The following is a 26,280-nucleotide window of genomic DNA, read 5'->3' as shown; positions in this document are numbered from 1 at the left end:
ACCCGGCGTCCAGCGCCCGCGGCAAGCGAATCGAACGCCTTGCGCTGTGCGGCGCGCAAGCTATCCGCCAGGCTGGCAGAAGCGCCGCCCCGGCACGTGCGACATTACGGCTTCGGCAATCTGACGAGGCGTGCTCTCGGCAGGCACGACGCGCCGGAAGGATTCAACGTCGTGCCTGAAGGTCCATTCGACGAGCCGGAACGAACGGCCCCACGGGTGCTGCATCGGCGGTGAGACGGTGCAGCTGCGGATGGTCAGCGTCTGCGCGTTGCCGTGCAGCGCGCGTAAATGTTCGAACACCGTGTCTTCAACCATCGTGTGTCTCCGGTCGGGGAGGCCCCACTGGTGGATAAAAAAGCGCCGCCGGTAGGCGAGCGGCACAACAGCCCTGCATGGGACAGGGATGTTGAGCGGCATGTTCACAGGAAAGAATTAAACGAGACTTAAGACTCGTGGCGCCATGTTTTGCGGTCGGTCAAAACGGCTCGCTGGGGCCAGGCGGCATGTCGTCGCCGCGTAGCATTCGCAGTCCGCGGTAGGGCGTCCACGTCGTCAGACCGCAGTTGTTGCTGCTGTGGCCCGCATACGTCATGTACGTGACGAAGCGCGCGTCGCGGATCGCGTTGTAGCCGGGCACGATCGTGCCGCTTGCCCAGTCTTCCATCATCATCGCCGACATCTTCTCCACAACGCATGGTCAGGCGTGACGTCTTTTTACAGAATTGTGTGGGGCGCTAGTTACGCTCATGAAAGTCACCGCTTAGGTGACGTTCCGATTCTTGGGAGACGAATTCATGTCAGAAAAGAGCAACAACGAAACGGCGTTGCTTGTTGCAACGCGAGGCACACGCGCCACTTGCGTATCGGGTCACCTCGAAACTGAACTCGGGGCCGTTGCTCCCCGGAGCAAAGCGGCCATTCCAATTGACTCGCAGTGCTCGCCCTGTTGGTACGGAACGCCTATGGGACTGTTCTATGCGTAAGGCGCTCATTGTGCAGGGGAACCCTACGACGACAGGTGGGCTTGTCCTCGGAGGGTCTGCGGTCGGCATGACCGACCACGGCAGGCCGTTCGCCCTCCATGGCGACGAGGCGACATGCGGCAGGTGTAAAGGCACGTTCAAGATCGTCGGCACGGCAGCGCGGCGCTGCTATCACGGTAGAGCGGGTGTTATCGAGGGCGATCTCGTGTTGTGCCCTTGCGGGAAAAACCGGGTTTTGGCTGGCCAGAACCCTGGCTGCTTCTATCACACGGACGGAGACGCGGCGGTTGCGAGCAGCGCTGAGATTGACATCGCATCGGCACTTTCTTTCGACACAACTTTTGACGAGCAGGTACGTGCGATCGCGCCCGGCATGAATGGCGGTTACCCATACTTCATTGTGACTTCGGACGGGCGGTCGCGCATGGGATGCACTGATTCGAGCCGCGTTTTACCGCGCATCGCGACCGATGGCGCCGACGAGTACATCATTTTTTGGGGTGATGAAGCGCTTGCAAGGCAGGGAGGAACCGAATAATGCCAAATCAAAGATCCGTTATCAGGACAAATCGGACGCCGGGTTCGATCAAGGAAGTCCAATTGAGGGTATTGACGTTTCAAGAGTTGTGGATTGCTTATCCCACGGGTAATCCATACGACGATCCGAGCGGCGACTATGGCAATCAGTGCGCTATTCGCATGAGCGTAGTATTTCATCGCATTGGCAGCGACATGAAGTCATTCTCACAGAGGCTGGTCAAGCCGATGCCGGGAAAACCAACCTTGGGTCGTATCCTGATCGATGGCAAAGCGACTGCCACCCGCGCCTATGAATTAGCAGAATGGCTTCAAAACCGGCCGTTTGCCGGCGTTTCAGCCGCAGAGAATATTACCGGCTTGGACTGGCAGAGCAAGATCAACGGGCGCACAGGAATTATCTTTTTCTATGGTTATTGGCGGCAGGAGGGTGATTCGCAAAGCGACCTGAGCGGCGGCCACATCGATTTGTGGAATAGAGATACCCTTACCCCTTCTGCAGAATCCTTTCTACGCTTTCGAGTCGGAGTGCCCAGTATTCCCAATCCATTATCGTGGCTTCGAGGACGTAGCGACAACATATACTCGGACCTCGGGAAATCTAGAAAAATTCTATTTTGGGAGGTGCAGTGAAGCGGTTGTCTGTCGCGGTACTGGGGTTTGTGTGGGGGCTGATGTTGACATGGTTCCTGCTTTACGCATTCAGTCATATCGATTGGACGCATACAAACGCGTCGGCATCTGGCTGCTCTGACATGGAACATTGCAGCCCGCGAGTTCATACGGTTTTTGTTCTTGCGAGTGTGCTGCTTGGACCCGGTATTGTTTTCGCGACCCTTAATGCGACGGCTTACCGGCGCTGGACAATGGGAAGATGGACGTCCGCATTTTGCATTGGGACTGTTCTTGTCGTTCTGTTTTACGTGGCGCCCTATGCCGTCCCCCGGTTTGGAGTGTTTTGAAACAGTCCGCGCTAATGCGATGGCGATGCGATGTTTTGGAGGTAGTGCGCTCCTGTCGATCCAACCGATCGCGAGGGCTTTAAACGAAGCGTGAACGACCGCGCACGACGCATCCATCGGTCGCTATCGCTTCAGCACTTGACGATTCTTTACGACAGGCCGCGCCGTTAGTCAGAGAATGTCTGACTCGGCGCGTCACGCGCGGCCGACGCAATGCATCGTTCAACTCGTCACTTCGCCTTTATGCCGCCAACCTTCGATCCGTTTCTGACCTTCCTTCGCCGTGCGCTCGCCGCGCAGTCCGAGGGCGATATACGCGCACGTGCGTTGTGGCTCGAAGCGGCGTGTTATCTGCACCCGACGGATAGCGTATCGATCGACCGGTTGATGCTTGAACTACTCGAACAGCAAGACATCGCGCAAGCCATCGCGCTCGTCGAAACGGTCGCGCAACTCGAACCGCACAGCGCGGCGTCGAGCGTCCGTCTCGGCTACGCGCTGCAGATGGCGAACCGGCATCGCGATGCGCTCGCGCCGTATCGCCAGGCGCTTGCGATCGAGCCCGCGTTTCCGCAATTGCGCAAGAACCTCGCGATCGCGTTGAACCGCACAGGCGGCGATCCCGCCGAAGAACGGCAATTGCTCGAAGCGGCCGTCGCAGCGGACCCATCGGACTTCGCACTGTGGATCAACCTGATGAGCGCGCGGCGCGCATGCTTCGATCTCGACGGTGCGCTTGCGGCGGCGAGGCGCGCCGTCGAGATCGATCCGAACAGCGCCGTGGCGCATAGCAACCTCGCGCAGGCGCTAAAGGAAGCGCAACGTTGGGACGACGCGCTGACGCATGCGGCGACAGCATGCGAACTCGCGCCCGACAACGCATCGATGCGCACAGGGCTTGGCGTGCTGCACCTGCTGCGCGGCAACTATGCCGAAGGCTGGCTCGCGCACGAAGCGCGCTGGAACGATCCCGCCAGCATGCTGACGAACGGCCGTCCGCCATTCGGCAGGCCGCAATGGCGCGGCGAATCGCTCAAGGGTAAGACTTTGCTCGTGTGGGGCGAGCAGGGCATGGGCGACGTGCTGCAGTTTTGCCGCTTCATGCCGCTGCTCGCGCAGCGCGTGCATCGCGAGGGCGGGCGTATCGTGTGGAATTCGTTTGGGCAGATGGGCGCGCTGTTGCCGCGCAGCTTCGGCGAACATGTCGATGCGTATTCCGCTGCGCGTGAAGTCGAAGCCCTGCCGCCGTTCGACTTCGAATTGCCGCTCGTCAGCGCGCCGCTGATGTTGGGTACGCGCATCGAATCGATTCCGCCCGTGGTGCCCTACCTGCGCGCGGACGCAGATTTGCGCGACGCATGGCGCGCGCGACTCGCCGGTGAAAAGCGCCTGAAGGTCGGGCTTGCGTGGACGGGCAGTCTGAATCACGGACGCAACCGTTTTCGACGCGTCGGCGCGCAGCGCTATGCGCAGGCGTTTCGCGAAATCGACGGCGTGGCGTTTTATTCGCTGCAGCCCGGCGCAACGGCCGACGTCGAAGCGGCTCGTGCAGCGGGCCTGCCAATGCAAGACTTCACGCACGAATGGCGCAGCTTCGACGATACGGCCGCGTTCGTCAGCGAACTCGATCTGGTGATCAGCGTGTGTACGTCGGCGGCGCATCTGGCGGGCGCGCTCGGTCAGCACACGTGGGTCCTGCTCGACGTGAATCCGTACTGGACTTGGATGATCGACAGGCGCGACAGCCCGTGGTATCCGACGGCCACGCTTTATAGACAACGCCAGTTCGCGCAATGGCAGCCGGTGCTGGACGACGTCGCGCGCGATCTGCACGCGCTGGCAAAGCTCAGCGCATGAGTTGCCGCGCTACACGCCGGGCGCGTGCGCCACTTCCGAAGCAGGGGTATTCACAGGCGCATCGGGCGGCACGCCGAGCAGCTGCAACGAGCCGCCCGTCACCGCGCTGAATACCGGACCGGCCACCGTGCCGCCATAGAACGCGCGTCCCGCAGGATCGTCGATCATCACGGCAACGACCAGGCGCGGATCGCTCATCGGCGCCATGCCGACGAACAGCGACCGGTAGCGGCCCTTCGCATACCCCGCGCCGACCTGCTTGCGCGCCGTGCCCGTCTTGCCACCAATCCGGTAACCGTCGACATTCGCCGCGCGGCCCGTGCCGCCTTCGCTCGTCGCCATTTCGAGCATCGAGCGGATCGCGGCGGCCGTGGCCGGCGTCGTCACGCGCTGGCCGTCCGACGCGGCGCGCGTGGGATCGATCAACAGCGTGGCGGGGTGCAGCGTGCCGTCGCCCGCATACGCCGTGTACACCTGCGCGATCTGCAGCAGCGACGCCGACAGGCCGTAGCCGTAGGCCATCGTCGCCTGCTCGATGGGCCGCCAGCGCGCGAACGGACGCACGCGGCCCGCCGCGACGCCCGGAAACGTCAGCTCCGGCGCGCGGCCCAGTCCGTACTCCTGATACTTGTTCCAGATGGTTTCGGCGGGCAGGTTCAGCGCGAGTTTGGCGAGCGCGATATTGCTCGACTTCTGCAACGCTTCCGCAATCGTCATGCGTCCATGGTTCGACGTGTCGTGGATCACGCTCGGGCCGATCTTGTACCAGCCGGGCGCCGTGTCGATCATCGTGCCGGGCCGCACCAGCCCGCGATCGAGCGACAGCGCGACGACCAGCGGCTTGATCGTCGAGCCCGGCTCGAACGTATCGACCACCGCGCGGTTGCGCAACTCGCGGCCCGTGAGCCGCGAGCGGTCGTTCGGGTCGAAGCTCGGGTAGTTTGCGAGCGCGAGAATCTCGCCGTTGCGCGCATCGAGCACGACGACGCTGCCCGCCTGCGCGCTGTGCTTCGCGACGGCTGCCTTGAGTTGCGCGTACGCGAGCTGCTGGATGCGGCGGTCGACGGTCAGATGCACGGTCGCGCCGTGTTGCGCCGGCGTGAGCGGGCGCGTGTCCAACACCACGCGGCCCAGCCGGTCGCGGATCACCTCGCGCTCGCCCGGTTCGCCCGTGAGGAGGTCGTTGGCGGCGAGCTCGATGCCTTCCTGGCCGTTGTCCTCGATGTCGGTGAAGCCGACCACGTGCGCCGCCGATTCGCCCTCGGGATAAAAGCGCTTCGAATCCGCAATGCGCGTGATGCCCGCGAGGTTGAGCTTGTCGATATGCGTGGCCGTTTCCGCATCGACCTGGCGCTTGAGCAGCACGAAGCTCTTGTCGCCTGATACGCGGTGCGTGAGTTCGGCAAGCGGCATGTCGAGGAGCTTCGCCAGTGGCGGATACGCGGCATCGCCGAGCAGCTTCGGCGATGCCCAGATTTCGTAAGTGGCGAGACTGACGGCCAGCATCGCGCCATTGCGGTCGACGATCCGCCCGCGCGTCGCGTCGAGCTCGATGGTGCGCTGATAGCGCTTTTGCCCCTGTTCGACGTAGAAGTCCTGATTGACGATCTGCACCCAGAACGCGCGGCCGATCAGCGCAGCGAACGCCGCGAACACGAGGATCACGATCAGCTTCGAGCGCCACATCGGCAGACGCGCGACGAGGACGGGATTCTTCGCGACGGGCGCGTACGGATCGTGATTTTTCTTGCGGATCATGAGGGCGAAGCCGGCCGTTCTGACAACCGGTCCACAGTGAGTGTGGATCAGATTGTAATAAGAACGTAATATCTGTGCGAGCTTCGCGTAAGGTTTTTGCGTGGCGGGCGGTGTTGAGTGGGCGTGTCGAATGTGGTCCGGCGCACGCAGCCCGCAGGGTCGCGTTGAAAAAGCCGTCGCCGTCGCCCGTTCAACTAATGCGTCGTCTCCGACGCGGCGTGTTAACGAGGCGCTCGATGAGCGCCTTCTTTTTATTTTTGCCGCGCGGGGCCGCGCGCGATCAGGCGGGCAGGGAGAAGCTCGAAATTGCCTCGCGCAGTCCGCCGACCTGGTCTTTCAGCGAATGCGCGGCTGCGGCTGCCTGTTCGACGAGCGCCGCGTTCTGCTGCGTGACCTGATCCATTTCGCCGACGGCGCGGTTCACCTGCTCGATGCCCGCGCTCTGCTCGCGCGACGCATGGCTGATTTCCTCGAGAATCTCGTTCACGCGGCGCACGGAGGCGACGATCTCGCCCATCGTCGAACCGGCGTTCGCGACGAGCGCTGCGCCTTCCTCGACGCTGCCCGTCGACGTTTCGATCAACGCCTTGATTTCCTTCGCCGCCGTTGCCGAGCGCTGCGCGAGGCTGCGCACTTCCGCTGCGACGACCGCGAATCCGCGGCCCTGTTCGCCCGCGCGCGCCGCTTCGACGGCGGCATTCAGCGCGAGGATGTTGGTCTGGAACGCGATGCCGTCGATCACGCCGATGATGTCGCCGATCTGCTTCGAGCTGCTCGTGATGTCGCCCATCGTGCGGACCACGTCGTCGACCACCCGGCTGCCGCGCTTGGCGATGTCGGCGGCTTCGCTTGCGAGCCCGGCGGCCGTCGCGGCGCTTTCGGCGTTCTGTTTCACGTTCGACGTCATCTCGTCCATGCTCGATGCCGTCTGCACGAGCGCGGCCGCCTGTTCTTCCGTGCGTTGCGACAGATCGGTGTTGCCGGCGGCGATTTCGCTTGCGCCGATGTTGATGTTCTCGGTGCCGGCGCGCACGCGCGAGACGGTATCGACGAGGCCGCGTTGCATCGTGTGCAGCGCGTGCAGCAGGCTCGCGCGGTCGTTGTGCGCGAGCGGCACGGGTGTCGCGAGGTCGCCGCGCGCGATCCGTTGGGTGGCTTCGACAGCCACTTCGAGGTCGCCGCCGAGCGTGCGCTTCACGCTGCGCAGCACGAGCACCATCACGAGTGTCGCGATGCCGCCCAACACGAAGGTGATGACGAGCCAGCGCCCGAGATCGACGTAGAAGGCTTTCTGCACGTCGTCCATGTACATCCCGGTGACGAGCACCCAGTCCCACGGCGTGAAGCGCGTCGCGTAGCTGGTCTTCGGGACGGGCGTGTCGCTGCCCGGCTTCGACCACAGGTAGTCGACGAAGCCACCTTTGCCCTGGTTCGCCGCGTTGACGATATCGACGAACAGATGATTGCCCGCCGGGTCCGTGAAGCCCGACAGGTTCTTGCCGACCAGCGCCGGTTTGAACGGGTGCATCAGCATGACGGGCTGCGAATCGTTGACGGACAGATAGCCGTCGGTGCCGTACCGCAGCGCGGACAGCGTGTCGAGCGCCTGCTTCTTCGCGTCGGCTTCGCTCATCGCGTGCTGCTGCGACAGCGTGTAGTAGCGGTTGACGATCGAATTGGCCTGCTCGACGAGCGATGTCAGCTGATCGCGGCGGTCGGCAATCATCGACGAGCGGCTTTGCCACGCGCCGAACGCGCCGATGAGAACGAGGCCGATCCACAGGATCGCGATCATCGAGGCGAGTTTCTTGTTCAGGGTCATGGTGTGTTTGGCTTGCAGCGGCTGGGGGTTGCGTGTGGCGGTCTTCGGGTTTTTGCGGGATCGATGGCGGCAGATACAGGCGATGCCTGACAGGGTTTACGACCGCCGCAAACGGTTGCAGCAGGCGGGGAAACCCCTAATGAGCACGGCGTGTATTGGTATGACGAGAGGACGGGCGCGAGCGCGCCCGGCATGAGGCAGGCGTTGCGCGGGATCAGAAGGGCCGGTCGCGTTTGAGCGCTTTCAGCCAGGTTTTCGTTTTCTTGATGTCGTCGAACGTGTGCAGATCTTTTTCGATTTCGCGCACCATGTGCTGACGGTGTTCGAGTTCAGCGTCGAGATCCTGCATGGCGCGTTCAGGTATCGTGAGAGGGCCGTACGGAAAGCCGTAAGTTCCTCGGAACCGGTCGCCTATGTCCGAGAGTTCGCGGTCGAGTTCACCCAATTGCTCTCTCAACACGCTGTTGTAGTGGTTGAGTCTTTCTTCGCTGATGCCGTCGATGGTTTTCTGATCGATATGTTCGAGTTCCAGTTGCAACTCGAGCAATTGCAGAAGATTGCGTTTCGCGTACGCTTCGTTGACCCGCTGCATCAGCGTGGTTTTGCGGGTGCGTTCCTCAGCGTCGGGTTCGCGATCGGGATGCAGCGCGCTCGCCAGCTTGCGATAGACCTCGCGCACCGACTGGCTGATTTCTGCTTGCGCCGCTTCCTTGCGTGCTTCGGCGGCAAGCTGTTTTGGCGTCTTCTTGCGCTTTGCGCGGCGCTCTTCGCGAGCCCGTGCTTTTGCGTCGGCGTGGGCACGCAGTTCGTCGAACTTCTCTGACGCGTGCTTCAAGAACTCTTCTGGCGAGCTCGTATCGAGGTCCTCAGCGAATTCGTCGCCGAGCATTTCTCGCATCATCGCTTTCATGCCTTCGACGTCGATTTCTGCTTGCCTGTCGGACGTCGTATCGACATGCCGGTCGTGAATCGGCTTCAGCATGGGGTCGCCGTGCGCGCCGATCAGCTGTTGCGTCAGTTCGCGGATCAGTTGCGAGATCATGCTGCGCTCGATGGCATTGAAGTTTTTGTCGCCATGCAACGCGTCGAGGCGGTACACGAGCTTCACCTGCGCATCCATCGAAGCCTGCTTCAGCGGGATCAGCTCATCGACATACCGCTTCTGGAAAACGGGCGTAAAGGCTTCCCACTGCGCGAGCCAGCCACGCCGATTTTCGATCTGCTTGACGAGTGAATTGAAGTACCTCTGGCCTTTCGATCGATGCGCCTGTTGCTTTTCCGGCGCAATGGTCACAGACCGGCCCGCTGCTTTGCTCATAAAACCCGTGCCTCCCATTTACTGAAAATGCAGCATACCGTGTCATCGTCGGAATCAGACGAATCTGCCTCCTTTTCAAACAAAATCACCACATTTTTCAAACTAATTCCATCAATTGCCAAAAGCGGCGCGGCTGGTCTGCAATCCGTTCTCAATTCCGATATAGTCGCCATTTTTGGCTCGCCGGGACGCCTTCGCGCGCAGCGCGGAAGCCATTTCGAATGCCCGATTAAAAGAGCCAATAAACCATTCATCCTTTCCCTGGAAATCGAATGCGAGCGATCATTCTTGCCGCAGGCCTCGGCTTGCGACTCCAGCAACCGCCGGGGGAGCAGTTTCCAAAATGTCTGTTGCGCTTTGACGGCGTCTCGCTGCTGGAGCGTCATTTGCAGATGCTCGAAGCCGTCGGCGTCGATGAGGTCGTCCTCGCGCTCGGCTTCCAGCCGGAACAGGTCGAGGCCGAACTGACGCGCGCCGGCCGCAAGGTGCCCGAGATCAAGCTCAATCCGCGTTTCGATCTGGGCAGTGTGCTGACCGTACACACCGTCGCCGATGCCCTCACGCGCGGCGGCGACGTGCTGCTGATGGACGCCGACGTGCTGTACGACGAGCGCATGCTGGCCGCGCTCGTGGCGGGCGAGCACGCGAATCGCCTGCTGATCGACCGAGACTTCGAAGCGGGCGACGAACCCGTCAAGCTGTGCCTGAAACAGGGCGTGCCCATCGAGTTGCGCAAGCAACTGGCCGTCGGCCTCGACTACGACACGATCGGCGAATCGGTCGGCTTTTTCCGCTTCACCGAGGCCGCTGCGCGGCGCTTCGCGGAGATCGTGGCGGGCTACGTCGATAGCGGCCGCGCGAACCTGCCGCATGAGGAGGCCGTGCGCGACCTGCTGCTCGAACGCAGCCATGCATTCGATACGGCCGATGTCACCAGCCTGCCCTGGATTGAAATCGATTTTCCCAACGACGTTGCGCGAGCAACTAAAGAAGTCCTGCCGCAACTGCAGCGGCCGGCTTTGCAAGAAGCGCTGAAGCGCTAACTCGGGCCGACCTAGGAGCCAAACAATGAACGCACGCGAACCCTCTTTCGTTTCTACTCTGTCGCGCAGCGCACGCCTGCGCCAGATGCTCACCAGCAACGAGCTCGAATTCCTGATGGAAGCGCACAACGGCATCTCCGCACGCATTGCGCGCGAAGCCGGCTTCAAGGGCATCTGGGGCTCGGGCCTCGCGATCTCCGCGCAATATGGTGTGCGCGACAACAACGAAGCAAGCTGGACGCAAGTTGTCGATACGCTCGAATTCATGGCCGACGCAAGCGACCTGCCCATTCTGCTCGACGGCGACACCGGCTACGGCAACTTCAACAACGTGCGCCGCCTCGTGCGCAAGCTGGAGCAGCGCGGTATTGCGGGCGTTTGCATCGAAGACAAGGTGTTCCCGAAGACCAACAGCTTCATCAAGGGCGAAGCGCAGCCGCTCGCCGATATCGACGAGTTCTGCGGCAAGATCAAGGCGGGCAAGGACTCGCAGACGGACGAGCATTTCTCGATCGTCGCGCGCGTCGAAGCGTTGATCGCGGGCTGGGGCATGGACGAAGCGTTGAAGCGCGCCGAGGCGTATCGCCAGGCGGGCGCGGACGCGATCCTGATTCACAGCAAGCTGTCGCGTCCCGATGAGATCCTCGAGTTCGCGCGCGAATGGGCAGGCCGCGGTCCGCTCGTGATCGTGCCGACCAAGTACTACAGCACGCCGACGGAAGTGTTCCGCAAGGCGGGCATCAGTACGGTGATCTGGGCGAACCATCAGATTCGTGCGGCGACGTCCGCGATGCAGGCTGTCGTCAAGGAAATCTACGAGAGCCAGACGCTCGTCAACGTCGAAGACCGCATTGCGACCGTCAACGAAATCTTCCGTTTGCAGGATGCCGACGAGTACTCGGTAGCGGAAGAGCGCTATCTGTCGTCGTCGCGCGTGGCCGGTTCGGCTGTCGTGCTTGCCGCGAGCCGCGGCAAGGGTCTCGAAGCCGTGACGACGGATCGTCCGAAGGTCATGCTGCCGATCGCGGGCAAGCCGCTGCTGCGCTGGCTCGTCGACGCATTCAAGAAGCAGGGCGTCAACGACATCACGGTCGTGGGCGGCTATCGCGCCGACGCGATCGACACGGCGGGCATCAAGCTAGTCGTCAACGAGCGCCACGAACAGACGGGCGAACTGGCGTCGCTCGCGTGCGCCGTCGACGGCTTGCAGAACGACACGGTGATCTCGTACGGCGACCTGCTGTTCCGCAGCTACATCGTGCGCGATCTGGTGGACAGCGAAGCGCTGTTCAGCGTGGTCGTCGATTCGACGACAGTTGCCGAAGCGGGCGCGACGAACCAGAGCGTGCGCGATTTCGCGTGGTGCTCGGCCGCCGACGATCGCGGCCTGTTCGGCAACAAGGTGCTGCTGCGCCGCGTGGCGAACAACGAAGCCGACGTGAAGGGCGAAGTGCCGAATGGCCGCTGGATCGGTCTGCTGAACGTGCGCGGCGCGGGCCGCGAGCGTCTGCAGGCGGTGATGAACACGCTGCGCGCGCGCCCCGATTTCGATTCGCTCGACATGCCTGCACTGTTGAATGCGCTGATCGAAGCCGGTGAAGAAATCGAAGTGCAATACGTGCATGGCCACTGGCGCGGTGTGAACGACCTCGAAGACTTCCGTCGCGCGGGCGACTTCGCGCACGAAGCAACGCCGCTCGCGAAGAGCGAGGCAGCGGGAGGCGCGGCGCAATGATCGAGGCAGCACAGTTCGTCGAGGCGGCGCGCGAGCGCGGCTTCGACTGGTATGCGGGCGTGCCGTGCTCGTATCTGACGCCGTTCATCAACTACGTGCTGCAGGATTCGAAGCTGCATTACGTATCGGCGGCGAACGAAGGTGATGCGGTCGCGTTCATCGCGGGCGTAACGCTCGGTGCGCAGCATGGTCGGCGCGGCGTGACGATGATGCAGAACTCGGGGCTCGGCAATGCGGTGAGCCCGCTGACGTCGCTGACGTGGACGTTCCGTTTGCCGCAACTGCTGATCGTGACGTGGCGCGGCCAGCCCGGCGTCGCGGACGAACCGCAGCATCAATTGATGGGCCCCATCACGCCGGCGATGCTCGACACGATGGAGATTCCGTGGGAGACGTTTCCGACGGAAGCGGAAGCGATCGGCCCCGCGCTGGACCGCGCGATTGCGCACATGGACGCGACGGGCCGCCCGTATGCGCTCGTGATGCAGAAGGGCAGCGTCGCGCCATACGAACTGAAGGACTCGGGCCGCGCGACAAAGCGCGAAGTGCGCGCTGCGCGTGATGTTTCGCGTGCGGTCGCCGCCGACGCCTTGCCGACGCGTAATGAAGCCTTGCAGCGCGTGATTGCTCATACGCCGGTGAACTCGACGGTCGTGCTGGCATCGACGGGATTTTGCGGCCGCGAGCTTTACGCAATCGACGACCGGCCGAACCAGTTGTACATGGTCGGCTCGATGGGCTGTATTACGCCGTTCGCGCTGGGTCTTGCGCTGACGCGGCCGGACCTGCACGTGGTCGCGCTCGACGGCGACGGCGCGGCGCTGATGCGCATGGGCGTGTTTGCGACGCTTGGCGCGTATGGTCCGTCGAATCTCACGCACATTCTGCTCGACAACGGCGCGCACGATTCGACGGGTGGTCAGTCGACGGTTTCGCCGCAGGTGTCGTTCGCGGGTGTTGCGGCGGCGTGCGGCTATGCGTCCGCTGTCGAAGGCGACGACGTGGGCCTGATCGACGAACTGTTCGCGTCGCCGCTGCTTGACGGCCCGCGCTTCGTGCGCGTCGCGATCCGCCGTGGCACGCCCGACGGCTTGCCGCGCCCGACCATTACGCCGCCCGATGTGAAGACGCGCCTGATGCGCCACATCGCCACTGCCGGCACGAACGAAGGAGCACGTTGATGCTGCTGATGAATCCAGGCCCCGTCACGCTGACCGAGCGTGTGCGTAATAGCCTGCTGCAAACGGACTTGTGCCATCGCGAGAGCGAGTTTTTCGACTTGCAGGACGAAGCGCGCGCGCGTCTGGTCAAGCTGTACGAGCTTGATCCCGCACAATGGAGCGCCGTGCTGATGACGGGCTCGGGGACGGCGGCTGTCGAGAGCATGATCGCGGCGCTTGTGCCGGAGAATGGCAAGCTGCTGATCGTCGAGAATGGCGTGTATGGCGAGCGTATTTCGCAGATCGCGGCGCAGTATCGCATTGCGCATAGCATCGTGAAGCATGAGTGGATGCAGGCGCCTGATCTGGCGCGTATCGCGGCTGCGCTCGATGCCGATAAGGCGATTACGCATGTTGCCGTGATTCATCATGAGACGACGACCGGGCGGTTGAATGATCTCAAGGCGCTGGCAGCGGTTTGCCGCGAGCGCAATGTGAAGATGCTGGTTGATGGTGTGAGCAGCTTTGGCGCTGAAGAGATCGACTTCGCTGAGGGCACGATTGCGGCTGTTGCGGCGACGGCGAACAAGTGTCTGCATGGCGTGCCGGGTGCCGCTTTTGTTATCGTGAGACGGGATGCTTTAGCGGCTGCTGCGAGCCGGACGTATTATCTCGGGCTTGTGCGGCTTGCCAGTTTGCAGGATCAGCGGAATACGCCGTTTACGCCTTCTGTTCATGCTTACTATGCGCTTGTGGAGGCGCTGCGTGAGCTTGATGAGGAAGGCGGTTGGCGCGCGCGGCATGCTCGGTATCTGGCTCTGGCCGAGCAGGCTCGTGAGGGGCTTTTGGCGCGTGGCATTGGGAGTGCTCTGCCGGCGGATGAGTCTTCTGTCGTGCTGAGGGCTTATAAGCTGCCGGACGGCGTCTCTTATGAGCGGTTGCATGATGCGCTTAAAGCGCGCGGCTTTGTGATCTATGCCGGGCAGGGTGGGCTGTCTAAAGAGCTTTTCCGGATTTCCACTATGGGCAATATTCACTCTGCCGATATTGAGCGGCTGCTCGTGAGTTTTGATGAGTTGATGCGGTAGCGCTTTTTTTGCCTTTGCGGCGTAGTTTGGTTTGCTTGTGTTTGTTCTGGCATCCGCGTTTTGTTAGCTTGCTTCAGGCGTCGCCCCTGTGCGGGTGGCACCTACTGTTGGTTGTCTGCGACGCTGGGTGGCTTGTTTTGGTTTTGCGCTGGCATCCGCGATTACGTTAGCGTGCTTCAAGCGTCGCCCCTGTGCGGGGCGGCACCTACTTTTCTTTGCCGCCGCAAAGAAAAGTAGGCAAAAGAAAGCGGCTAACACCGCTAATTCTTGTGTTTGCCTGAGGGCCCCCAACGGGTCTTACGCTTCACACGGCGATCACGTGACCCTTGTTCGTTGCCAGCGCTCTTGCGCTGCGCCTCACCCACTTCATGCGCCCGCGCTGCATCATGCCGTGCCAGATATTCCACGGCCGCCCAGGTGGCAAACTGTGTGTAGGCCGTAGTGCCTCACACGCCTCACTCCGGACCGATAGCGCACGCGTTCCACCCTGTTAGAGCGCTACCCTGTACGACGCGACAACCTACACACAGTTTGCCACCTGGGCTGCACATACCATTCGCTGCCGCTAGCCCAAGTTCGGGTGTTTGAAGTGGGTGAGGCGTTCATTTGAAGCGTTGGCAACGCACGCAAACAGAAAGGCTGCCGTGTGAAGCGTAAGACCCTCTGGGGGCCCTCAGGCAAACACAAGAACTGGCGGTGTTAGCCGCTTTCTTTTGCCTACTTTTCTTTGCGGCGGCAAAGAAAAGTAGGTGCCGCCCCGCACAGGGGCGACGCCTGAAGCACGCTAACGAATCGCGGATGCCAGCGCAACCACAGGCAAACCACCATAACGCAGATGCCAGCGCAAAAACAAGCAAACCACCCCGCGCCGCAGACAACAAAAAAAACTCAGAAATTGTGCTTCAGCCCAACAGTCACAGACACCTGCTTATCTGTAGTGGAATTCGGCAGATTAGGAATCTGCGCATAATTCACACTCTGTCCTGTGACAGGATCGGTCCCAATCCCACTGCCAGCGGCCTTCTGAAAAATCCCAACCGCATACAACGTCGTCCGTTTGGACAAACTATATGTCGCCCCAAGATTGACCTGATGAAATTTCGGCGACCCGCTGACATCGGTCTTCATCGAGTTATAGATATACGCGGCCCCAAGCGTAAAAGCCGGCGACAACGCATAAGTCGCATTCACCTCAACGATATCGAATCGCACATCCGCGCCTTGCGGCAGTGTGGCGCTCGCAAAATACTGGCTATCGTCGAGCTTCGTGTGGGTGTAAACGAGGCCGAAAGTTGCCGGTCCGAACGCGTACGAACCGCCAACACCAACTGCCTTCAACGAATGCGCATTCTGCAACTCGCAATACATCGCAGTCGGATTCGAACACGCGAAATCGCCGATATAACCCTGCTCACCACCCAACGCAGCATCGAGCGGATTGTTCAGATCGAGATAACCGACGCCGAACGAGAACGGCGCGTTGTTATAGCTCGCTGATACAGCCCAGCCGCGCTTCTGCGAAAAATCACCCGCAACGCCGCCCAGCGAATACGTGCCGCTCACAGAAAAGCCCGCAATCGTAGGACTCACATACTGCACCGCATTGTTCAGATTAAGCGCGGCGTTAAGATTATCGACATCGCCGATATGCGAGCCATACAACGTAGCCCACGCATTGCTCGAAGCATACGGCGCGAGCGCATTCGTGTACGAGTCGAACTGGCGGCCGAATGTCAGCGTGCCGTACCGCTCATTGGTCAACCCAACCCACGCATTCTGATTGAAGAGCGTGCCGCCCTGCACGAAACTACCGCTCCCCGTAAAGAAGCTGTTCTCGAGCTTGAAGACCACCGACGTGCCGCCGCCAATATCTTCACTCCCAGTCAACCCAAAACGCGAAGGCGCGGAATTCCCGCCCGTGAACTGAAAATTGTGTCCGCCGCCGACACTGCCATCCGCATGCGTGACCTGCTGGTTGTTCGTGTACGTGATGCCCGCGTCGACATCGCCGTATAGCGTGACGCTGCTCTCCGCATGCGCGATGCCGGGCGCGGCGATCGCAGCCATTGCGCCGGCGAGCGCCGCCACCGCCGCCGCGATGGTGCGCGGCGTCGTCCGATGTTTCATGTCTCTTCCCCTTTGTCTTATGCGTCTGCTTCGTGGGCGTGCGATCCGCCGCCTTGCCGATGCGTGAAGCCCAAAGCTAATTATGCTTCGGCAAGGCAGCGTGCGAACGCTTACGCGTAATTGATCATCACGGACTTGCTTTCCGTGTACTGCTCGATGACAGCGCGTCCCAGTTCACGGCCAAAGCCCGATTGCTTCATGCCGCCGAACGGCAGCGCGTTGTCGAGCAGCGAGTGGCAATTGACCCACACCGTGCCCGCCGCAATGCGCGGAATCAGCTTGTGAACGGCCGACATGTCGTTCGACCAGATGCTCGCGCCGAGACCATACGGTGTGTCGTTGGCAAGCTGCACGGCGCTGTCGATATCGTCGAAAGGCATTGCGACCAGCACCGGCCCGAAGATCTCTTCGCGCACCACGCGCATCGTGTGGTTCGTGTCGACCATCACAGTCGGTTCGACGAAGAAGCCCGGCTTGTCGATGATCCTGCCGCCCGCAGCGGCGCGCGCGCCTTCCGCGAAGCCTGAGTCGATGTAGCCGCACACGCGCTCGCGCTGCTTCGCGGAGACGAGCGGGCCAATCAGCGTCGACGGGTCCATGCCCGCGCCGACCTTCAGGCTCTTCGTGATCTGCGCAACAGCGTCGATCACCTTGTCGAACACCTTGCTGTGGATATAGACGCGCGAGCCCGCCGTACACACCTGGCCCGAGTTGAAGAAGATCGCGTTCGCGACGCCTTGCGCAGCCTTGTCGATATCGACATCGGGCAGCACGATCACAGGCGACTTGCCGCCCAGTTCGAGCGACATGCGCGTCATGTTGTCGAGCGCCGCGTGGCCGATCAGCTTGCCCGTCTGTGTCGAGCCGGTGAACGCGATTTTGTCGATGCGCGGATCGCGCGACAGTGCCGCGCCCGCCGTATGCCCATAACCCGTGACGATGTTGACGACGCCTTCCGGATAACCCGCTTCGCGGATCAGTTCACCCAGGCGCAATGCCGTGAGCGGCGTGTCTTCAGCGGGTTTCAGCACGACGGTGCAGCCCGTCGCGAGCGCGGGCGCGAGCTTCCATGCGGCCATCAGCAGTGGAAAATTCCACGGAATAATCGCGCCGACCACGCCGACGGGTTCCTTGCGCGTGTACGAGAATATTTCGCTGTCCGGCATGTACGGCATGCCCGCATCGATCACGCTGCCTTCGATCTTCGTCGCCCAGCCGGCCATGTAGCGAAAGCACTGCGCGGCCATCGATACGTCGAGACCTTGCGCGACCGTCACCGGTTTGCCGTTATCGAGCGATTCGATTTCCGCGAGTTCGCGCGCGTTCGCTTCGACGAGATCGGCGAGCTTCAGCAACAGACGTTCGCGGTCGGTGGTTTTCATCGTGCGCCACGGGCCGGCATCGAATGCGCGGCGCGCGGCGGCGACGGCTTGCTGCACGTCGTGCTCGTTCGCTTCGGGCACGCGCGTGAGCACGCTGCCGTCGGCGGGATTCACGACGTCGATCGTGCGGCCCGACGATGCAGCCGTCCACTCCGCGCCGATCAGCATCTTCTTCGGCTTCGCGATGAACGCCTGCGTTGCGGCGTGCAGCGCGAAGGTGTTGTTCGTCTCCATGTTCGATTCCTTTGATTGGGGATATTCAGTAGCGGTCCGCGACGCTCTTGATGCCGCGCTCGTGCAGATCGCGGATCAGTCCGGCGCGCACGGTCGCGACATCGGAGAGAGCGGGGCGGCGTTGTGCAGAGACTTCAGCGGCCGTGTAGGGCTTGAAGTCTTTCGGCAGCGCTTCGTGGTTCATCGTCGTGAGCAGCCAGTTCAGCACGTCAGCGAGTTCCTGATCGGAGAGCGCCGAGTTCGAGGCGCCCGGCACGCGCATCACATACTCGCGCCCGGCGGGCAGATGCTCGAAGTAGCCAAGCGAGTGCGCGAGCGGTGGCACCTTGCCGGGAATGCCGCCGCCCGTTGCCGTGTGACAGCCCATGCAGTTGAGCACCCAGTGCTGCTGCGCGAGCGACAAGTCCGCGCTGCTTTGCGCATTGGCGGGCGAGGGCGGCACGTAAGTCGCGGCGCACGCGATGAGCAGCATCGACATGCGCCGCGCAGCGTCGATCCACAACGTCACCGCTGAAGCCGCGCGCGCGCCGCGCGCGGGCTGTTGCGCGGGCACGCGGTCGCCGGCACGAGACACGCGAGCGGCGTTCATAGGCCGAGTCCCTTCGTGACGACGGCGCGTTGCGTGTGGACGGCTGAGCTGTCCATCGTCTGCGCGCGCGCTGCCTTGATGTCGGCGGCCGTGAACGGCTTCGCGTCGCCGTGCTGTGCGTTCAGATCGAACACGACGTAGTTCAACACCTGCGCCAGGTCTTCGTCGCTCGCGCTTGCGAAGCTCGGCATCTTGAAGTTGTAGCTCTTGTCGTGGACCTTGATCTCGCCGAACATGCCGTGTACCACAGTCGCCGTCAGCTGCGCGCGGCCCGGCGCGGTCGTCGAGTACTTGCCCGGATACTCGGTAAGAGGCGGCGCGAGTCCATCCTGGCCCTTGCCGCCTGCCTGATGGCACACCGCGCACTGTGCGTCGAACATGCTCTTGCCGGCGGGGTAATGCACGTTCTGCGCGAACGAGACGCCCGGCATCGTCAACGACGCAGCCGCCGCAAGGCAGGCGGCCGCGATTTTTCCAGCGTGATTCACTTTCATTGCTTTGCTGCTCCAAGCAGGACCGAAACCGAACAGTGATAGTTCGAATTGCCGTTCGCCATGCACCAGTTGATGTCGTTGTCGAGCGACAGCTTGTAGAGCGGCTTCTCGCGTTCGTTGCGGTTGCAGAAGCACTTGCCGCACGAGGTTTTGCCGCAGCAGTCGTTGTACGAGACGATGTAGTCGGTGCCGTCGTGCGGATTGCGGCAGGTGCCGATCCACGTAATCGGCGAAGGCGTCGTGCCCGGAGGGCAGCTGCTCGACGTGCCGCCGCAACAGCTGCAGAGCCAGCCGTCGATTGCGCAGTACTTCCAGTAATCGCAGCTCATCGGATCGTCGCTGGCGCCGGATGCCGCAGCGCCCGATGCGCCCGACGCTGCCGATGCCGCATCCGCTGCATACGCGGTGCGATCGATGGGCAGCAGCGGCAGCATTGCCGAGCCGACCAGCACGCGGCCGAGCTTCGCCATCGCGCTGCGCCGCGAACTGTGCTGCGCGACGCCGCGCGCCGACTTCTCGAACCATGAATCAAAAACGCCCATGTGATTGTTCTCCGCTCAGGTTTGTAATCGGTTCGGCGCTTTAAGCGTGCTGCTCGTGGCGATGATCGCCATGCACGAACTCCTGGAGCGACGCGACGCCGCGTTCCTTCGCTTCGAACAGGCTTTCCAGATGCTCGCGCGTGTTGACGAGACCCTTCGCGCGCACCTTGCCGCTGTCGTCGAGCAGCACGGCATACGGCAGCTTGCCGATCTGGTACGCCATGCCCAGTTCCTGCGACAGCACATACGGGAAGCGATCGAGGTTCTGCTTCTGCGCGAAGCGCTGGTGTTCGGCGAGTTCGCCGTCGCTGGCGAGCACGATGTTGACGGGCGTGGTTTCGCTCGATTGCAGCGAAGGCAGCAGCGGCAGCAGCTTCTTGCAGACCGGGCACGTCGGCGACAGGAAGAACAGCAGCGTGGCCTTGCCTTGTGCGTCGATACCGCCCACCTTCACGTTCTGGCCGCGAATGTCGGCCAGTTCGAAGGTCGGTGCGATCGCGCCGACAGCGGGGCCCTTGTCGATCATCAACGCGCCTGCGGGCATGATGCGTTCGTACAGAATGCCGACCTGGCGAACCAGCGCAAGACAGATCGCGCCGAGCGCGAGAACGGCGATCCACAGGAGCGCGGTGGAAACGGTGAGAGCGGTTTGCATCATGAATTCCTCAAGTGTGAGAGGCGCGGCACGTTGGCCAGCAGCACATCGAAAGTGAGCAGTGCGCAGACGATCAGCAGCACGGCGAAGAAGAGCGTCAGGTAGTCGAACCACACGATCGAACGCGTTGCGGGTTCGATGAACGCGGTCGCGGCGAGCGCAGCAAGCAGCACGGCGCGCGCGACATGAAACCAGCCGATGCCGCGTGGCGCGTTCGCCTGGTTTGCTGCTTGCGTCGCGGCAAAGCCCGAGCAGCCGCAGTCGATATCGGTGTGGCCGCGCAGGATGTTGAACGCGAGCCCCGCTGCGAACGCGAGCAGCAACGCGACCAGCACGATTGCGCCGATTACGCGCGTATCGGGGAACAGCAGCGCGGCGGCGCCCACCGTTTCCGCTGCCGCGATCGCGATGGCGGCGGGTGCCGTCAACGCTTCGGGCAACAGGCGGTAATCGCCGAGCGCCTGACGGAACGCGGCAGGACGCCGCCATTTGGCGACAGCGCCGAGCAGCACGACAATCGCCGTGCTGGCTTGCGCGCCCGTCGCGAGTACAGGATCGAGCATCATGTCGGCCTCACGGATTGACGAGCAGCGACGACGTATTGCCGACCTGCTTTTCGACGTGCTGCAGCTTGCCCGTGCGCGCATCCATCACGACCAGATCCGACGTGCCCGTGATGCCGTAGAACAGCGGCTTGTCGTCGTCGCTGACCTGGATCGAGGCGATCGGGTCGATCTTCTGCTGCGACAGATCCCAGCGCGCGATGCGCTTTTTCGTCTGCAGGTCGTACACCCAGACTTCGGTGCCGGGGTCCTTGTGCGTGCCTTCGCCGCCCTTGTGCATCGCCACGTAATAGCGATGCAGCTTCGCCTGCACGGCCGTCTGCTGCATGCCGCCAGGACGCCAGCCTTCGGCGCGCTCGGCGTCCGTCAGCAGCGACCACGGCTTGCCGAACACGGGCTTGTCGCCGCGGAAGTCGGCCGTGCGCACCATGCCGTGGAAAGTCGTGAACAGGTAGCCGCCCTGGTACGGCGATGCGTTGATGTACGCGGGGTCCTTGTCGACGTCGATAAACGCGTCGGACATCGTGCGCTTCGCTTCCTTGCCGTTCGCGTCGAGCGTGATGGTGAGCGCCTTGCCGCTTTCGCACAGACCCGTGAAGCGGTCGTTGCCCGACGGAAACGCGAGCACGCAGGCCGCCATGTCGACTTCCGACAGCACCTTCTTCGATGCGACGTCGATCACCGTCACCGATGCGGCGGGTGTGATGTTGGTCACGTAAAGACGCTTGCCGTCCGCGCTGAACGTCGTGTTGTATGGCGACGGCACGTGCTGGCCGTGCTTCGGCGGAATCACGATTTCGCCGGTGTGATCGAGCGTCGCGTTGTCGGTCACCTCGATGACGTCGGTGCGCGTGCCGTGCGAGCCGCGCGCGAAGTACGTGGTCGCGACGAAGCTCGTCTTGTGATCCGGCGAAATGGCGAAGCCCGGCGCGAAGCCGGCGTCGATCTGGCCGAGCAGCTTTTTCGCATCGGCGTCGTACAGGTAGATGCGTGCGTCCGTCATCGACGGCATCGAAATATCGACGACGAACACCTCATGCGGATGCCACGCGGGCAGCTTCTGCACGGTCAGTTCTTCGGGTTTTTCGATTGCGTGCGCGCTGCCGATGCATGCCGCCGCAAATGACAGCGTCGCCGCGATGGACGCGGTTCGTCGCCTTATTCTCATGTCGCCTCCGTTAGAGATTCACGTTGTGTGGGGCGACTGTAGATCGACGAAAAATCGGGCCAACGCCGAAACCGGCAAGGCGTGCGTGCCGATTTGGGATATTGGTAGTCTTGCTGAAAGGGATGTAGGGCGGGTGTTGGGTTACGCGCCGTGCGGCTGTTGGGGGTTAGGGTTTGTTTCTAGGAGTGGAAATGGGGCTTGCTTTCGCGAAAACGCGGAGTTTCGACAGAATTGTGCCTACGTGATCTTCCACAGCATGAAAAGTCGGCCTGTTACCTGCGTCGCTTCCGCCGGTCGCCCGGTCAGGCGTTCAATGGCAGCTAACAGATGCGGACCTGACATCGAAACGAGCGTGACCTGATTTGCACCAAGGGCCTCCGGTGACCCGCTGAGCGCGCCTTGGCCAAAGCACGCAAACGCCTCGGTGGCGCCCCAATACTCAGCGTTTGAGATCGCCTCAAGCTCAGCTAGCGATGGTTCGAACCCGCCGTGATGCTGCACGCATTCGTCGACACTTCTGCTTTTCCAACCATTGCAACGACTCTTGCACGACCTCAGGTGGGACTTCGTTGAATGACGCGCTGCGAATCAGGGTCTCACTTGCGGCAATGTCGTTGAACTGTCCCAGCTTGTTTTGCACGGACGTCAATTCTTTGATCGTGCGACCGTGCGCGCCTTTGATAAAGGGTTGAAAAAACTCGAGCAGGTACCTCAGCTTCTTGCCCGCCTTTCGAACATCGTGAAGATTTTCCTCGTGGGCGGCCTCGCTGCGTGTTGCACGCCTGCTTCGCTTTCGAAGTGCGCGCTGAGCAAGACGAACCCGCGCCTCGGCGAACGCCTGAATGGGAAGATCGTTGCAACGCGACTGCAGCGTAGCTTGCGCGCGAAGCAGGACGTCGTTCAAGAACGCCTCGACATCGTCGCTTTTGATCATCGTCTGGCTATGCACTACCGCCTGTGCGCGCTTCTCGCGCGCTGCGGCCACGAGCAGCGCAATCGATGCGCGTGACGCCTGGGCGGATTTCAGAAGATCGCCTGCGATGTCCCAATCACGCGTTCCGCCTGCCAACGCAGCAAGACGCTTGAATTCTTCGGTGGCGTGTGCGGTCGCTTCCTCTCCGAGGTAAGGGGAGTACGCCCAGTACAAAGCACGAAGCTTTCTGACGGCGACTCGAAGCTGATGAAACCCCTCGGCTTCGCTCTGTGTGGACAGATCTCTCGCCCTTTGCACAGCCTCCGCTACCACGGGCGTCGCCAGTGATGCAAAGGTACTGGCGATGGTGCTCGCGCTTGAGAGCGATGAACCGGGCGGCCGCCGGTCGACTTTGAAGCGATTGTTTAGCCGCGGCAAGGGCCAGTCACCATCCATATCCATTTCAGCCTCGAGTCGGACAAAAATACATTCGCCGGACCTTACCATACTCATCTCCGAGCGCCCGCGCTCTATGTGACGTTTTAGTGACGTGCCTTTAAAGTGTGGCGCGTACGCCGCCCGCGCTTCGCAAAAATCGCCGTGCTTCCGCTGTTTTGATTTAGGATGCCTGGTTACGTCATGCACTGCCCGATACGCTCGCGAATCGGGCAATGCATGAAAATTCCTGGAACATACGTGGGAGTTCGTTTTGAAGAAACGCGCCACCGTGGTCTGCCGCAGAGGCAAGCGAATCCTCCTGGTCGCACGTAGTGAATCAAAGTGGGCTTTGCCGGGTGGGATCCTCAAGCGTGGAGAACATCGCTCGGACGCCGCGCTTCGAGAACTCAAGGAAGAAACGCGGCTTACAGGGAAGTCAGCCAAGCATCTCTTCGACTTCCGTGGCAAGCAGAAGCACCATCACGTGTTCTCCTGCGAAATCCCGAATCGCGCCAAAGCTCGCCCGAGTAATGAAATATCGAGGTGTCGCTGGGTTCACCTCGACGACATCCCTCGCCTCATGACGAGCCGGCCGACGACCGATATCGTGAAACTCATGAGTCAACAGCGCAGGAAGTAGCCTCGTTTTCGGGGTGGATAGCACGCCGCGTCTCGCTCACATCAGACGCAAATCAGCCATGTAGCGGCGGTGACTCGGTAGATCAAACGTCGGCTTCAGCGGCGCTAACGGATCGTCCTCTCCGGCGCCGACGTGCGTCGCTTCATCTGCGTCCCCGCATCCGTCGAGAATGCCCGCGACACCGTAGCGACTCGCACCAGTTGCGAAGTATCGCTACGGAGACACACGGTCTGTTTGTCTACCTGGGTGCATCGCGTGCCAATGTCAAGGATGGTGGTGCCTCCTTCGCCGGGTACTTCCATTTGGCAAATTCAAGCTGCGCGCCGACCTGAATTCGGCCGGGATCAGGCTGGCCTGCGAGCAATCATTTCCGCCACCTCGTCACACCACGCGATATAGGCCTGTTCCGCCAACACGCCGCGGCGCGTCACCAACAGCGGTCCAAGCTGATGCTCGGTCAGCACGGCCTGCCTTTCGAGAAAGAATTCAAGCTGGGCCTGATGGTCCGCGCGCACCGCACGAATTTGCTGCAACGCTGTCTCGCGCGGCAGCAAATCAAAACATAACACCCGCAGTATCTGTTCGTCCTTGATGGCCGGGCGCGGCGAACCATTGGCCACCCAGGCCGTCAGCTCCTCACGTCCAGCATCGGTCACGCTGTAGATCAAGCGTTCCGGTCCGCGCGTTCCCGGCAAGCGCTCCGATTTGATGAGTCCGTCCTTCTCCAGCTCGCGCAAAGCAGGGTACACGGAGCTGTGCTCAACCGACCAGCAATGCTGGCCCGCCATCTGCAGCCACTTGGTCATTTCATAGCCCGAACGTGGCTGGTTATATAGCCCGGCGAGGAGAACATTTTTCAGTGGTTTCGCCTTGCTTGCCTTGGCTTCCTTCAAATCACTCACTCGCATTCGCTCCTTGATTGCGTCAACGCGCACGCGGAATGACTATGTTTTTTTTGACATAGTCATATGAGTCGTGTAACTATGTATTTTTCAACATAGATGATTCTAGCATGTATGCGGCCTCCGTTTTCCCTGTGGCCCTTGGCTGCGGCCTCGCGAGCCGTCGTAGCTTTGGCCGGACGCGGTCGGTCCGCCGTGTCGCTTCGTCCGAGCACCAAGGTTGCCTGAGTCGAGGCGGCGCCGGCCAGTGCCGAGTGCGACGACTTCGGCCAGACCGTCCAGAAAGGGCTGCCGCCGATGCGCACCGACCTGGTCTATTACGTCCTCGCTTCCAGTGCGGTACGTGCCGGCGTTAATGCGGCGCAGACGCGCCAGGCTGGCGATTCCTGAGGTCCGTTGCTCATGTTCTTCATCTTTCTCACGAACACAAGGAAGAGAATCTTGTCCCAAGAAACCATCCTCGTCACTGGTGCCGCCGGCAGCGTCGGCTCGACCGCGCGCGCAGCTATCGTCATCCTGCTGGAGCAAGGCCATCGCGTACGCGCGATGGTGCGCAAGCTGGACGCGCGCGCCGACACGTTGCGTGATCTGGGCGCCGAAGTCGTGGTCGCCGACATGCTCGACATCGTCGCGGTTCGTGCGGCCATGCAAGGCTGCTCAGTGGTGTATTTCACGATGTCGGTTTCACCCAACTTCCTGGAAGCGACCACCAACGTCGCGGTCACAGCGAAAAGCCTGGGTGTGAAGGCCTTCGTCAATCTGTCGCAGATGACGTTGTCGCAGATGAGCGAGACAGAGACCACCGGCAGCCCGCAACAGAAGCAGCACTGGCTCGCGGAGCAGGTGCTGCGCTGGTCCGGCCTGCCGGTGGTTTACCTGCGTCCAACCGCTTTCTTCGAAGGCTTGTTCCTGCCGGCGGCCAAGGGGATCCGGGACGACAACGCTATCCGCCTGCCGTTCGCTGACGGCAAGACCTCTCCGATCGCCGCCGCCGACGTGGGAGCCGCCGTTGCTGCTGTGCTGGCCAACCCAGAGCCGCATATCAGCAAGGTCTACGAACTGACCGGCCCCCAGTCGCTGACGATGGCCGAGCTCGCGCAGGAATTCAGCGGCGCACTGGGCCGCACCATCCAATACGTCAACGTGCCGCCGCAGATCTGGGAAGCCAGGCTCCAGGAGGCCAAACAGCCGGCTCATCTGCTCGCGCACCTGATCGTTATGGCCCAGCTGCATCGGGACAACCGCTACGACCGCATGACCAACACCTTCGAGCAGCTAGTCGGTCGCGCGCCGATTTCCGCCGCCGAATTCGCTCGCCGCCATGCGGCCGCGTTCGCGCCTGCCTGATCGTCTCTTCTAACCGCCGGTGT

The 26,280-nt window shown here is 62.0% G+C and carries 24 protein-coding genes; 9 read left to right on the top strand and 15 right to left on the bottom strand.

Annotated elements, in window-relative coordinates; all coding sequences use genetic code 11:
- Positions 1 to 60 precede the first annotated feature (60 nt).
- Positions 61 to 315, bottom strand: coding sequence for a DUF2866 domain-containing protein (locus C2L65_RS27470; protein WP_007581331.1), 255 nt, complete (start codon positions 313 to 315; stop codon positions 61 to 63).
- 160 nt (positions 316 to 475) lie between these two features.
- Positions 476 to 679, bottom strand: a complete 204-nt coding sequence (locus C2L65_RS27465; protein WP_103254603.1) for a M30 family zinc metallopeptidase — start codon at positions 677 to 679, stop codon at positions 476 to 478.
- 371 nt (positions 680 to 1,050) lie between these two features.
- On the opposite strand from C2L65_RS27465, the gene C2L65_RS27460 reads away from it, so the two are divergent.
- The 3 genes from C2L65_RS27460 to C2L65_RS27445 all read left to right on the top strand — a co-directional run bounded on the left by C2L65_RS27460 (position 1,051) and on the right by C2L65_RS27445 (position 4,339).
- Positions 1,051 to 1,521, top strand: coding sequence for a PAAR domain-containing protein (locus C2L65_RS27460; protein ID WP_156132406.1), 471 nt, complete (start codon positions 1,051 to 1,053; stop codon positions 1,519 to 1,521).
- Positions 1,521 to 2,153 (top strand): type VI secretion system amidase effector protein Tae4, encoded by a 633-nt coding sequence (locus tag C2L65_RS27455; RefSeq protein ID WP_042315223.1) that lies wholly within the window; start codon positions 1,521 to 1,523, stop codon positions 2,151 to 2,153. The genes C2L65_RS27460 and C2L65_RS27455 overlap by 1 nt, the downstream gene beginning before the upstream one ends.
- 542 nt (positions 2,154 to 2,695) lie before the next feature.
- Positions 2,696 to 4,339 carry a tetratricopeptide repeat protein gene (locus tag C2L65_RS27445; protein WP_427910171.1) on the top strand — a complete coding sequence of 548 codons (1,644 nt, stop codon included), beginning with the start codon at positions 2,696 to 2,698 and terminating at the stop codon, positions 4,337 to 4,339.
- A 9-nt stretch (positions 4,340 to 4,348) separates the two neighbouring features.
- Here C2L65_RS27445 and C2L65_RS27440 read toward each other — a convergent pair whose 3' ends face one another.
- The 3 genes from C2L65_RS27440 to C2L65_RS27430 all read right to left on the bottom strand — a co-directional run bounded on the left by C2L65_RS27440 (position 4,349) and on the right by C2L65_RS27430 (position 9,237).
- The gene (locus C2L65_RS27440) at positions 4,349 to 6,097 is read right to left on the bottom strand and encodes a peptidoglycan D,D-transpeptidase FtsI family protein (protein ID WP_042315220.1); all 1,749 of its coding nucleotides are present in this window, start codon (positions 6,095 to 6,097) and stop codon (positions 4,349 to 4,351) included.
- A 280-nt stretch (positions 6,098 to 6,377) separates the two neighbouring features.
- A complete protein-coding gene (locus tag C2L65_RS27435) occupies positions 6,378 to 7,919 on the bottom strand; it encodes a methyl-accepting chemotaxis protein (RefSeq protein WP_042315217.1) in 1,542 nt (513 codons plus the stop codon).
- A 214-nt stretch (positions 7,920 to 8,133) separates the two neighbouring features.
- Complete coding sequence (locus C2L65_RS27430) at positions 8,134 to 9,237, bottom strand: molecular chaperone DnaJ (RefSeq protein WP_042315215.1); 1,104 nt, start codon at positions 9,235 to 9,237, stop codon at positions 8,134 to 8,136.
- A gap of 272 nt (positions 9,238 to 9,509) precedes the next feature.
- Between C2L65_RS27430 and C2L65_RS27425 the strand changes: the two genes are divergently transcribed.
- Genes C2L65_RS27425 through C2L65_RS27410 form a run of 4 tightly spaced genes read left to right on the top strand, consistent with a single transcriptional unit; the run spans position 9,510 to position 14,263 of the window.
- Entirely contained in the window at positions 9,510 to 10,280 is a 771-nt protein-coding gene (locus C2L65_RS27425) for a phosphocholine cytidylyltransferase family protein (protein WP_042315214.1), read from the top strand.
- A gap of 25 nt (positions 10,281 to 10,305) precedes the next feature.
- Positions 10,306 to 12,015 (top strand): phosphoenolpyruvate mutase, encoded by a 1,710-nt coding sequence (aepX, locus tag C2L65_RS27420; RefSeq protein WP_042315211.1) that lies wholly within the window; start codon positions 10,306 to 10,308, stop codon positions 12,013 to 12,015.
- Positions 12,012 to 13,196: a phosphonopyruvate decarboxylase gene (aepY, locus tag C2L65_RS27415; protein WP_042315210.1), complete on the top strand. Its 1,185-nt coding sequence runs from the start codon at positions 12,012 to 12,014 to the stop codon at positions 13,194 to 13,196. Before aepX ends, aepY begins: the two co-directional genes overlap by 4 nt.
- Positions 13,196 to 14,263 (top strand): 2-aminoethylphosphonate aminotransferase, encoded by a 1,068-nt coding sequence (locus C2L65_RS27410; RefSeq protein ID WP_042315209.1) that lies wholly within the window; start codon positions 13,196 to 13,198, stop codon positions 14,261 to 14,263. The genes aepY and C2L65_RS27410 overlap by 1 nt, the downstream gene beginning before the upstream one ends.
- 888 nt (positions 14,264 to 15,151) lie before the next feature.
- On the opposite strand, the gene C2L65_RS27405 is transcribed toward C2L65_RS27410, so the two are convergent.
- From C2L65_RS27405 to C2L65_RS27365, 9 genes are all read right to left on the bottom strand, one after another.
- On the bottom strand, positions 15,152 to 16,390 hold the full coding sequence (locus C2L65_RS27405; RefSeq protein ID WP_042307536.1) for a porin: 1,239 nt from the start codon (positions 16,388 to 16,390) through the stop codon (positions 15,152 to 15,154).
- A gap of 110 nt (positions 16,391 to 16,500) precedes the next feature.
- Positions 16,501 to 18,006, bottom strand: coding sequence for an aldehyde dehydrogenase family protein (locus tag C2L65_RS27400; protein WP_042307538.1), 1,506 nt, complete (start codon positions 18,004 to 18,006; stop codon positions 16,501 to 16,503).
- A 25-nt stretch (positions 18,007 to 18,031) separates the two neighbouring features.
- The gene (locus C2L65_RS27395) at positions 18,032 to 18,595 is read right to left on the bottom strand and encodes a c-type cytochrome (RefSeq protein ID WP_042307539.1); all 564 of its coding nucleotides are present in this window, start codon (positions 18,593 to 18,595) and stop codon (positions 18,032 to 18,034) included.
- Positions 18,592 to 19,089, bottom strand: a complete 498-nt coding sequence (locus tag C2L65_RS27390; protein WP_042307541.1) for a c-type cytochrome — start codon at positions 19,087 to 19,089, stop codon at positions 18,592 to 18,594. The genes C2L65_RS27395 and C2L65_RS27390 overlap by 4 nt, the downstream gene beginning before the upstream one ends.
- Complete coding sequence (locus C2L65_RS27385; RefSeq protein ID WP_042307543.1) at positions 19,086 to 19,631, bottom strand: methylamine dehydrogenase light chain; 546 nt, start codon at positions 19,629 to 19,631, stop codon at positions 19,086 to 19,088. The genes C2L65_RS27390 and C2L65_RS27385 overlap by 4 nt, the downstream gene beginning before the upstream one ends.
- A gap of 40 nt (positions 19,632 to 19,671) precedes the next feature.
- The gene (mauD, locus tag C2L65_RS27380) at positions 19,672 to 20,289 is read right to left on the bottom strand and encodes a methylamine dehydrogenase accessory protein MauD (protein ID WP_042307545.1); all 618 of its coding nucleotides are present in this window, start codon (positions 20,287 to 20,289) and stop codon (positions 19,672 to 19,674) included.
- Complete coding sequence (locus tag C2L65_RS27375) at positions 20,286 to 20,852, bottom strand: MauE/DoxX family redox-associated membrane protein (RefSeq protein WP_042307547.1); 567 nt, start codon at positions 20,850 to 20,852, stop codon at positions 20,286 to 20,288. Before C2L65_RS27375 ends, mauD begins: the two co-directional genes overlap by 4 nt.
- A gap of 7 nt (positions 20,853 to 20,859) precedes the next feature.
- Positions 20,860 to 22,017 carry an amine dehydrogenase large subunit gene (locus tag C2L65_RS27370; RefSeq protein ID WP_042307549.1) on the bottom strand — a complete coding sequence of 386 codons (1,158 nt, stop codon included), beginning with the start codon at positions 22,015 to 22,017 and terminating at the stop codon, positions 20,860 to 20,862.
- Between the two features lie 463 nt (positions 22,018 to 22,480).
- Entirely contained in the window at positions 22,481 to 23,392 is a 912-nt protein-coding gene (locus C2L65_RS27365; protein WP_042307800.1) for a CHAD domain-containing protein, read from the bottom strand.
- Positions 23,393 to 23,639: 247 nt separating this feature from the next.
- Between C2L65_RS27365 and C2L65_RS27360 the strand changes: the two genes are divergently transcribed.
- Positions 23,640 to 24,008, top strand: coding sequence for an NUDIX hydrolase (locus C2L65_RS27360; RefSeq protein ID WP_042307552.1), 369 nt, complete (start codon positions 23,640 to 23,642; stop codon positions 24,006 to 24,008).
- A gap of 344 nt (positions 24,009 to 24,352) precedes the next feature.
- On the opposite strand, the gene C2L65_RS27355 is transcribed toward C2L65_RS27360, so the two are convergent.
- The gene (locus C2L65_RS27355; RefSeq protein WP_042307554.1) at positions 24,353 to 24,916 is read right to left on the bottom strand and encodes a PadR family transcriptional regulator; all 564 of its coding nucleotides are present in this window, start codon (positions 24,914 to 24,916) and stop codon (positions 24,353 to 24,355) included.
- Positions 24,917 to 25,351: 435 nt separating this feature from the next.
- On the opposite strand from C2L65_RS27355, the gene C2L65_RS27350 reads away from it, so the two are divergent.
- Positions 25,352 to 26,257 (top strand): NmrA family NAD(P)-binding protein, encoded by a 906-nt coding sequence (locus tag C2L65_RS27350; protein ID WP_233446560.1) that lies wholly within the window; start codon positions 25,352 to 25,354, stop codon positions 26,255 to 26,257.
- The last annotated feature ends 23 nt before the right edge of the window (positions 26,258 to 26,280 follow it).

The organism is Paraburkholderia terrae (assembly GCF_002902925.1).
In the GTDB taxonomy this organism is placed as follows: domain Bacteria; phylum Pseudomonadota; class Gammaproteobacteria; order Burkholderiales; family Burkholderiaceae; genus Paraburkholderia; species Paraburkholderia terrae.
Note: the sequence above shows the minus strand (reverse complement) of the source record. Positions and strands in the feature narration are given on the sequence as shown.

What these genes read in the sequence shown, in the direction of transcription:
- C2L65_RS27440 (WP_042315220.1), bottom strand. Translation starts at nt 6,097, where the DNA reads ATGATCCGCAAGAAAAATCACGATCCGTACGCGCCCGTCGCGAAGAAT.
- C2L65_RS27435 (WP_042315217.1), bottom strand. Translation starts at nt 7,919, where the DNA reads ATGACCCTGAACAAGAAACTCGCCTCGATGATCGCGATCCTGTGGATC.
- C2L65_RS27410 (WP_042315209.1), top strand. Translation starts at nt 13,196, where the DNA reads ATGCTGCTGATGAATCCAGGCCCCGTCACGCTGACCGAGCGTGTGCGT.
- C2L65_RS27425 (WP_042315214.1), top strand. Translation starts at nt 9,510, where the DNA reads ATGCGAGCGATCATTCTTGCCGCAGGCCTCGGCTTGCGACTCCAGCAA.
- C2L65_RS27365 (WP_042307800.1), bottom strand. Translation starts at nt 23,392, where the DNA reads ATGGATATGGATGGTGACTGGCCCTTGCCGCGGCTAAACAATCGCTTC.
- C2L65_RS27390 (WP_042307541.1), bottom strand. Translation starts at nt 19,089, where the DNA reads ATGAAAGTGAATCACGCTGGAAAAATCGCGGCCGCCTGCCTTGCGGCG.
- C2L65_RS27430 (WP_042315215.1), bottom strand. Translation starts at nt 9,237, where the DNA reads ATGAGCAAAGCAGCGGGCCGGTCTGTGACCATTGCGCCGGAAAAGCAA.
- C2L65_RS27460 (WP_156132406.1), top strand. Translation starts at nt 1,051, where the DNA reads ATGACCGACCACGGCAGGCCGTTCGCCCTCCATGGCGACGAGGCGACA.
- C2L65_RS27405 (WP_042307536.1), bottom strand. Translation starts at nt 16,390, where the DNA reads ATGAAACATCGGACGACGCCGCGCACCATCGCGGCGGCGGTGGCGGCG.
- C2L65_RS27455 (WP_042315223.1), top strand. Translation starts at nt 1,521, where the DNA reads ATGCCAAATCAAAGATCCGTTATCAGGACAAATCGGACGCCGGGTTCG.
- C2L65_RS27445 (WP_427910171.1), top strand. Translation starts at nt 2,696, where the DNA reads ATGCATCGTTCAACTCGTCACTTCGCCTTTATGCCGCCAACCTTCGAT.
- C2L65_RS27370 (WP_042307549.1), bottom strand. Translation starts at nt 22,017, where the DNA reads ATGAGAATAAGGCGACGAACCGCGTCCATCGCGGCGACGCTGTCATTT.
- C2L65_RS27385 (WP_042307543.1), bottom strand. Translation starts at nt 19,631, where the DNA reads ATGGGCGTTTTTGATTCATGGTTCGAGAAGTCGGCGCGCGGCGTCGCG.
- C2L65_RS27395 (WP_042307539.1), bottom strand. Translation starts at nt 18,595, where the DNA reads ATGAACGCCGCTCGCGTGTCTCGTGCCGGCGACCGCGTGCCCGCGCAA.
- aepX (WP_042315211.1), top strand. Translation starts at nt 10,306, where the DNA reads ATGAACGCACGCGAACCCTCTTTCGTTTCTACTCTGTCGCGCAGCGCA.
- mauD (WP_042307545.1), bottom strand. Translation starts at nt 20,289, where the DNA reads ATGATGCAAACCGCTCTCACCGTTTCCACCGCGCTCCTGTGGATCGCC.
- C2L65_RS27470 (WP_007581331.1), bottom strand. Translation starts at nt 315, where the DNA reads ATGGTTGAAGACACGGTGTTCGAACATTTACGCGCGCTGCACGGCAAC.
- C2L65_RS27400 (WP_042307538.1), bottom strand. Translation starts at nt 18,006, where the DNA reads ATGGAGACGAACAACACCTTCGCGCTGCACGCCGCAACGCAGGCGTTC.
- C2L65_RS27355 (WP_042307554.1), bottom strand. Translation starts at nt 24,916, where the DNA reads ATGCGAGTGAGTGATTTGAAGGAAGCCAAGGCAAGCAAGGCGAAACCA.
- aepY (WP_042315210.1), top strand. Translation starts at nt 12,012, where the DNA reads ATGATCGAGGCAGCACAGTTCGTCGAGGCGGCGCGCGAGCGCGGCTTC.
- C2L65_RS27375 (WP_042307547.1), bottom strand. Translation starts at nt 20,852, where the DNA reads ATGATGCTCGATCCTGTACTCGCGACGGGCGCGCAAGCCAGCACGGCG.
- C2L65_RS27465 (WP_103254603.1), bottom strand. Translation starts at nt 679, where the DNA reads ATGTCGGCGATGATGATGGAAGACTGGGCAAGCGGCACGATCGTGCCC.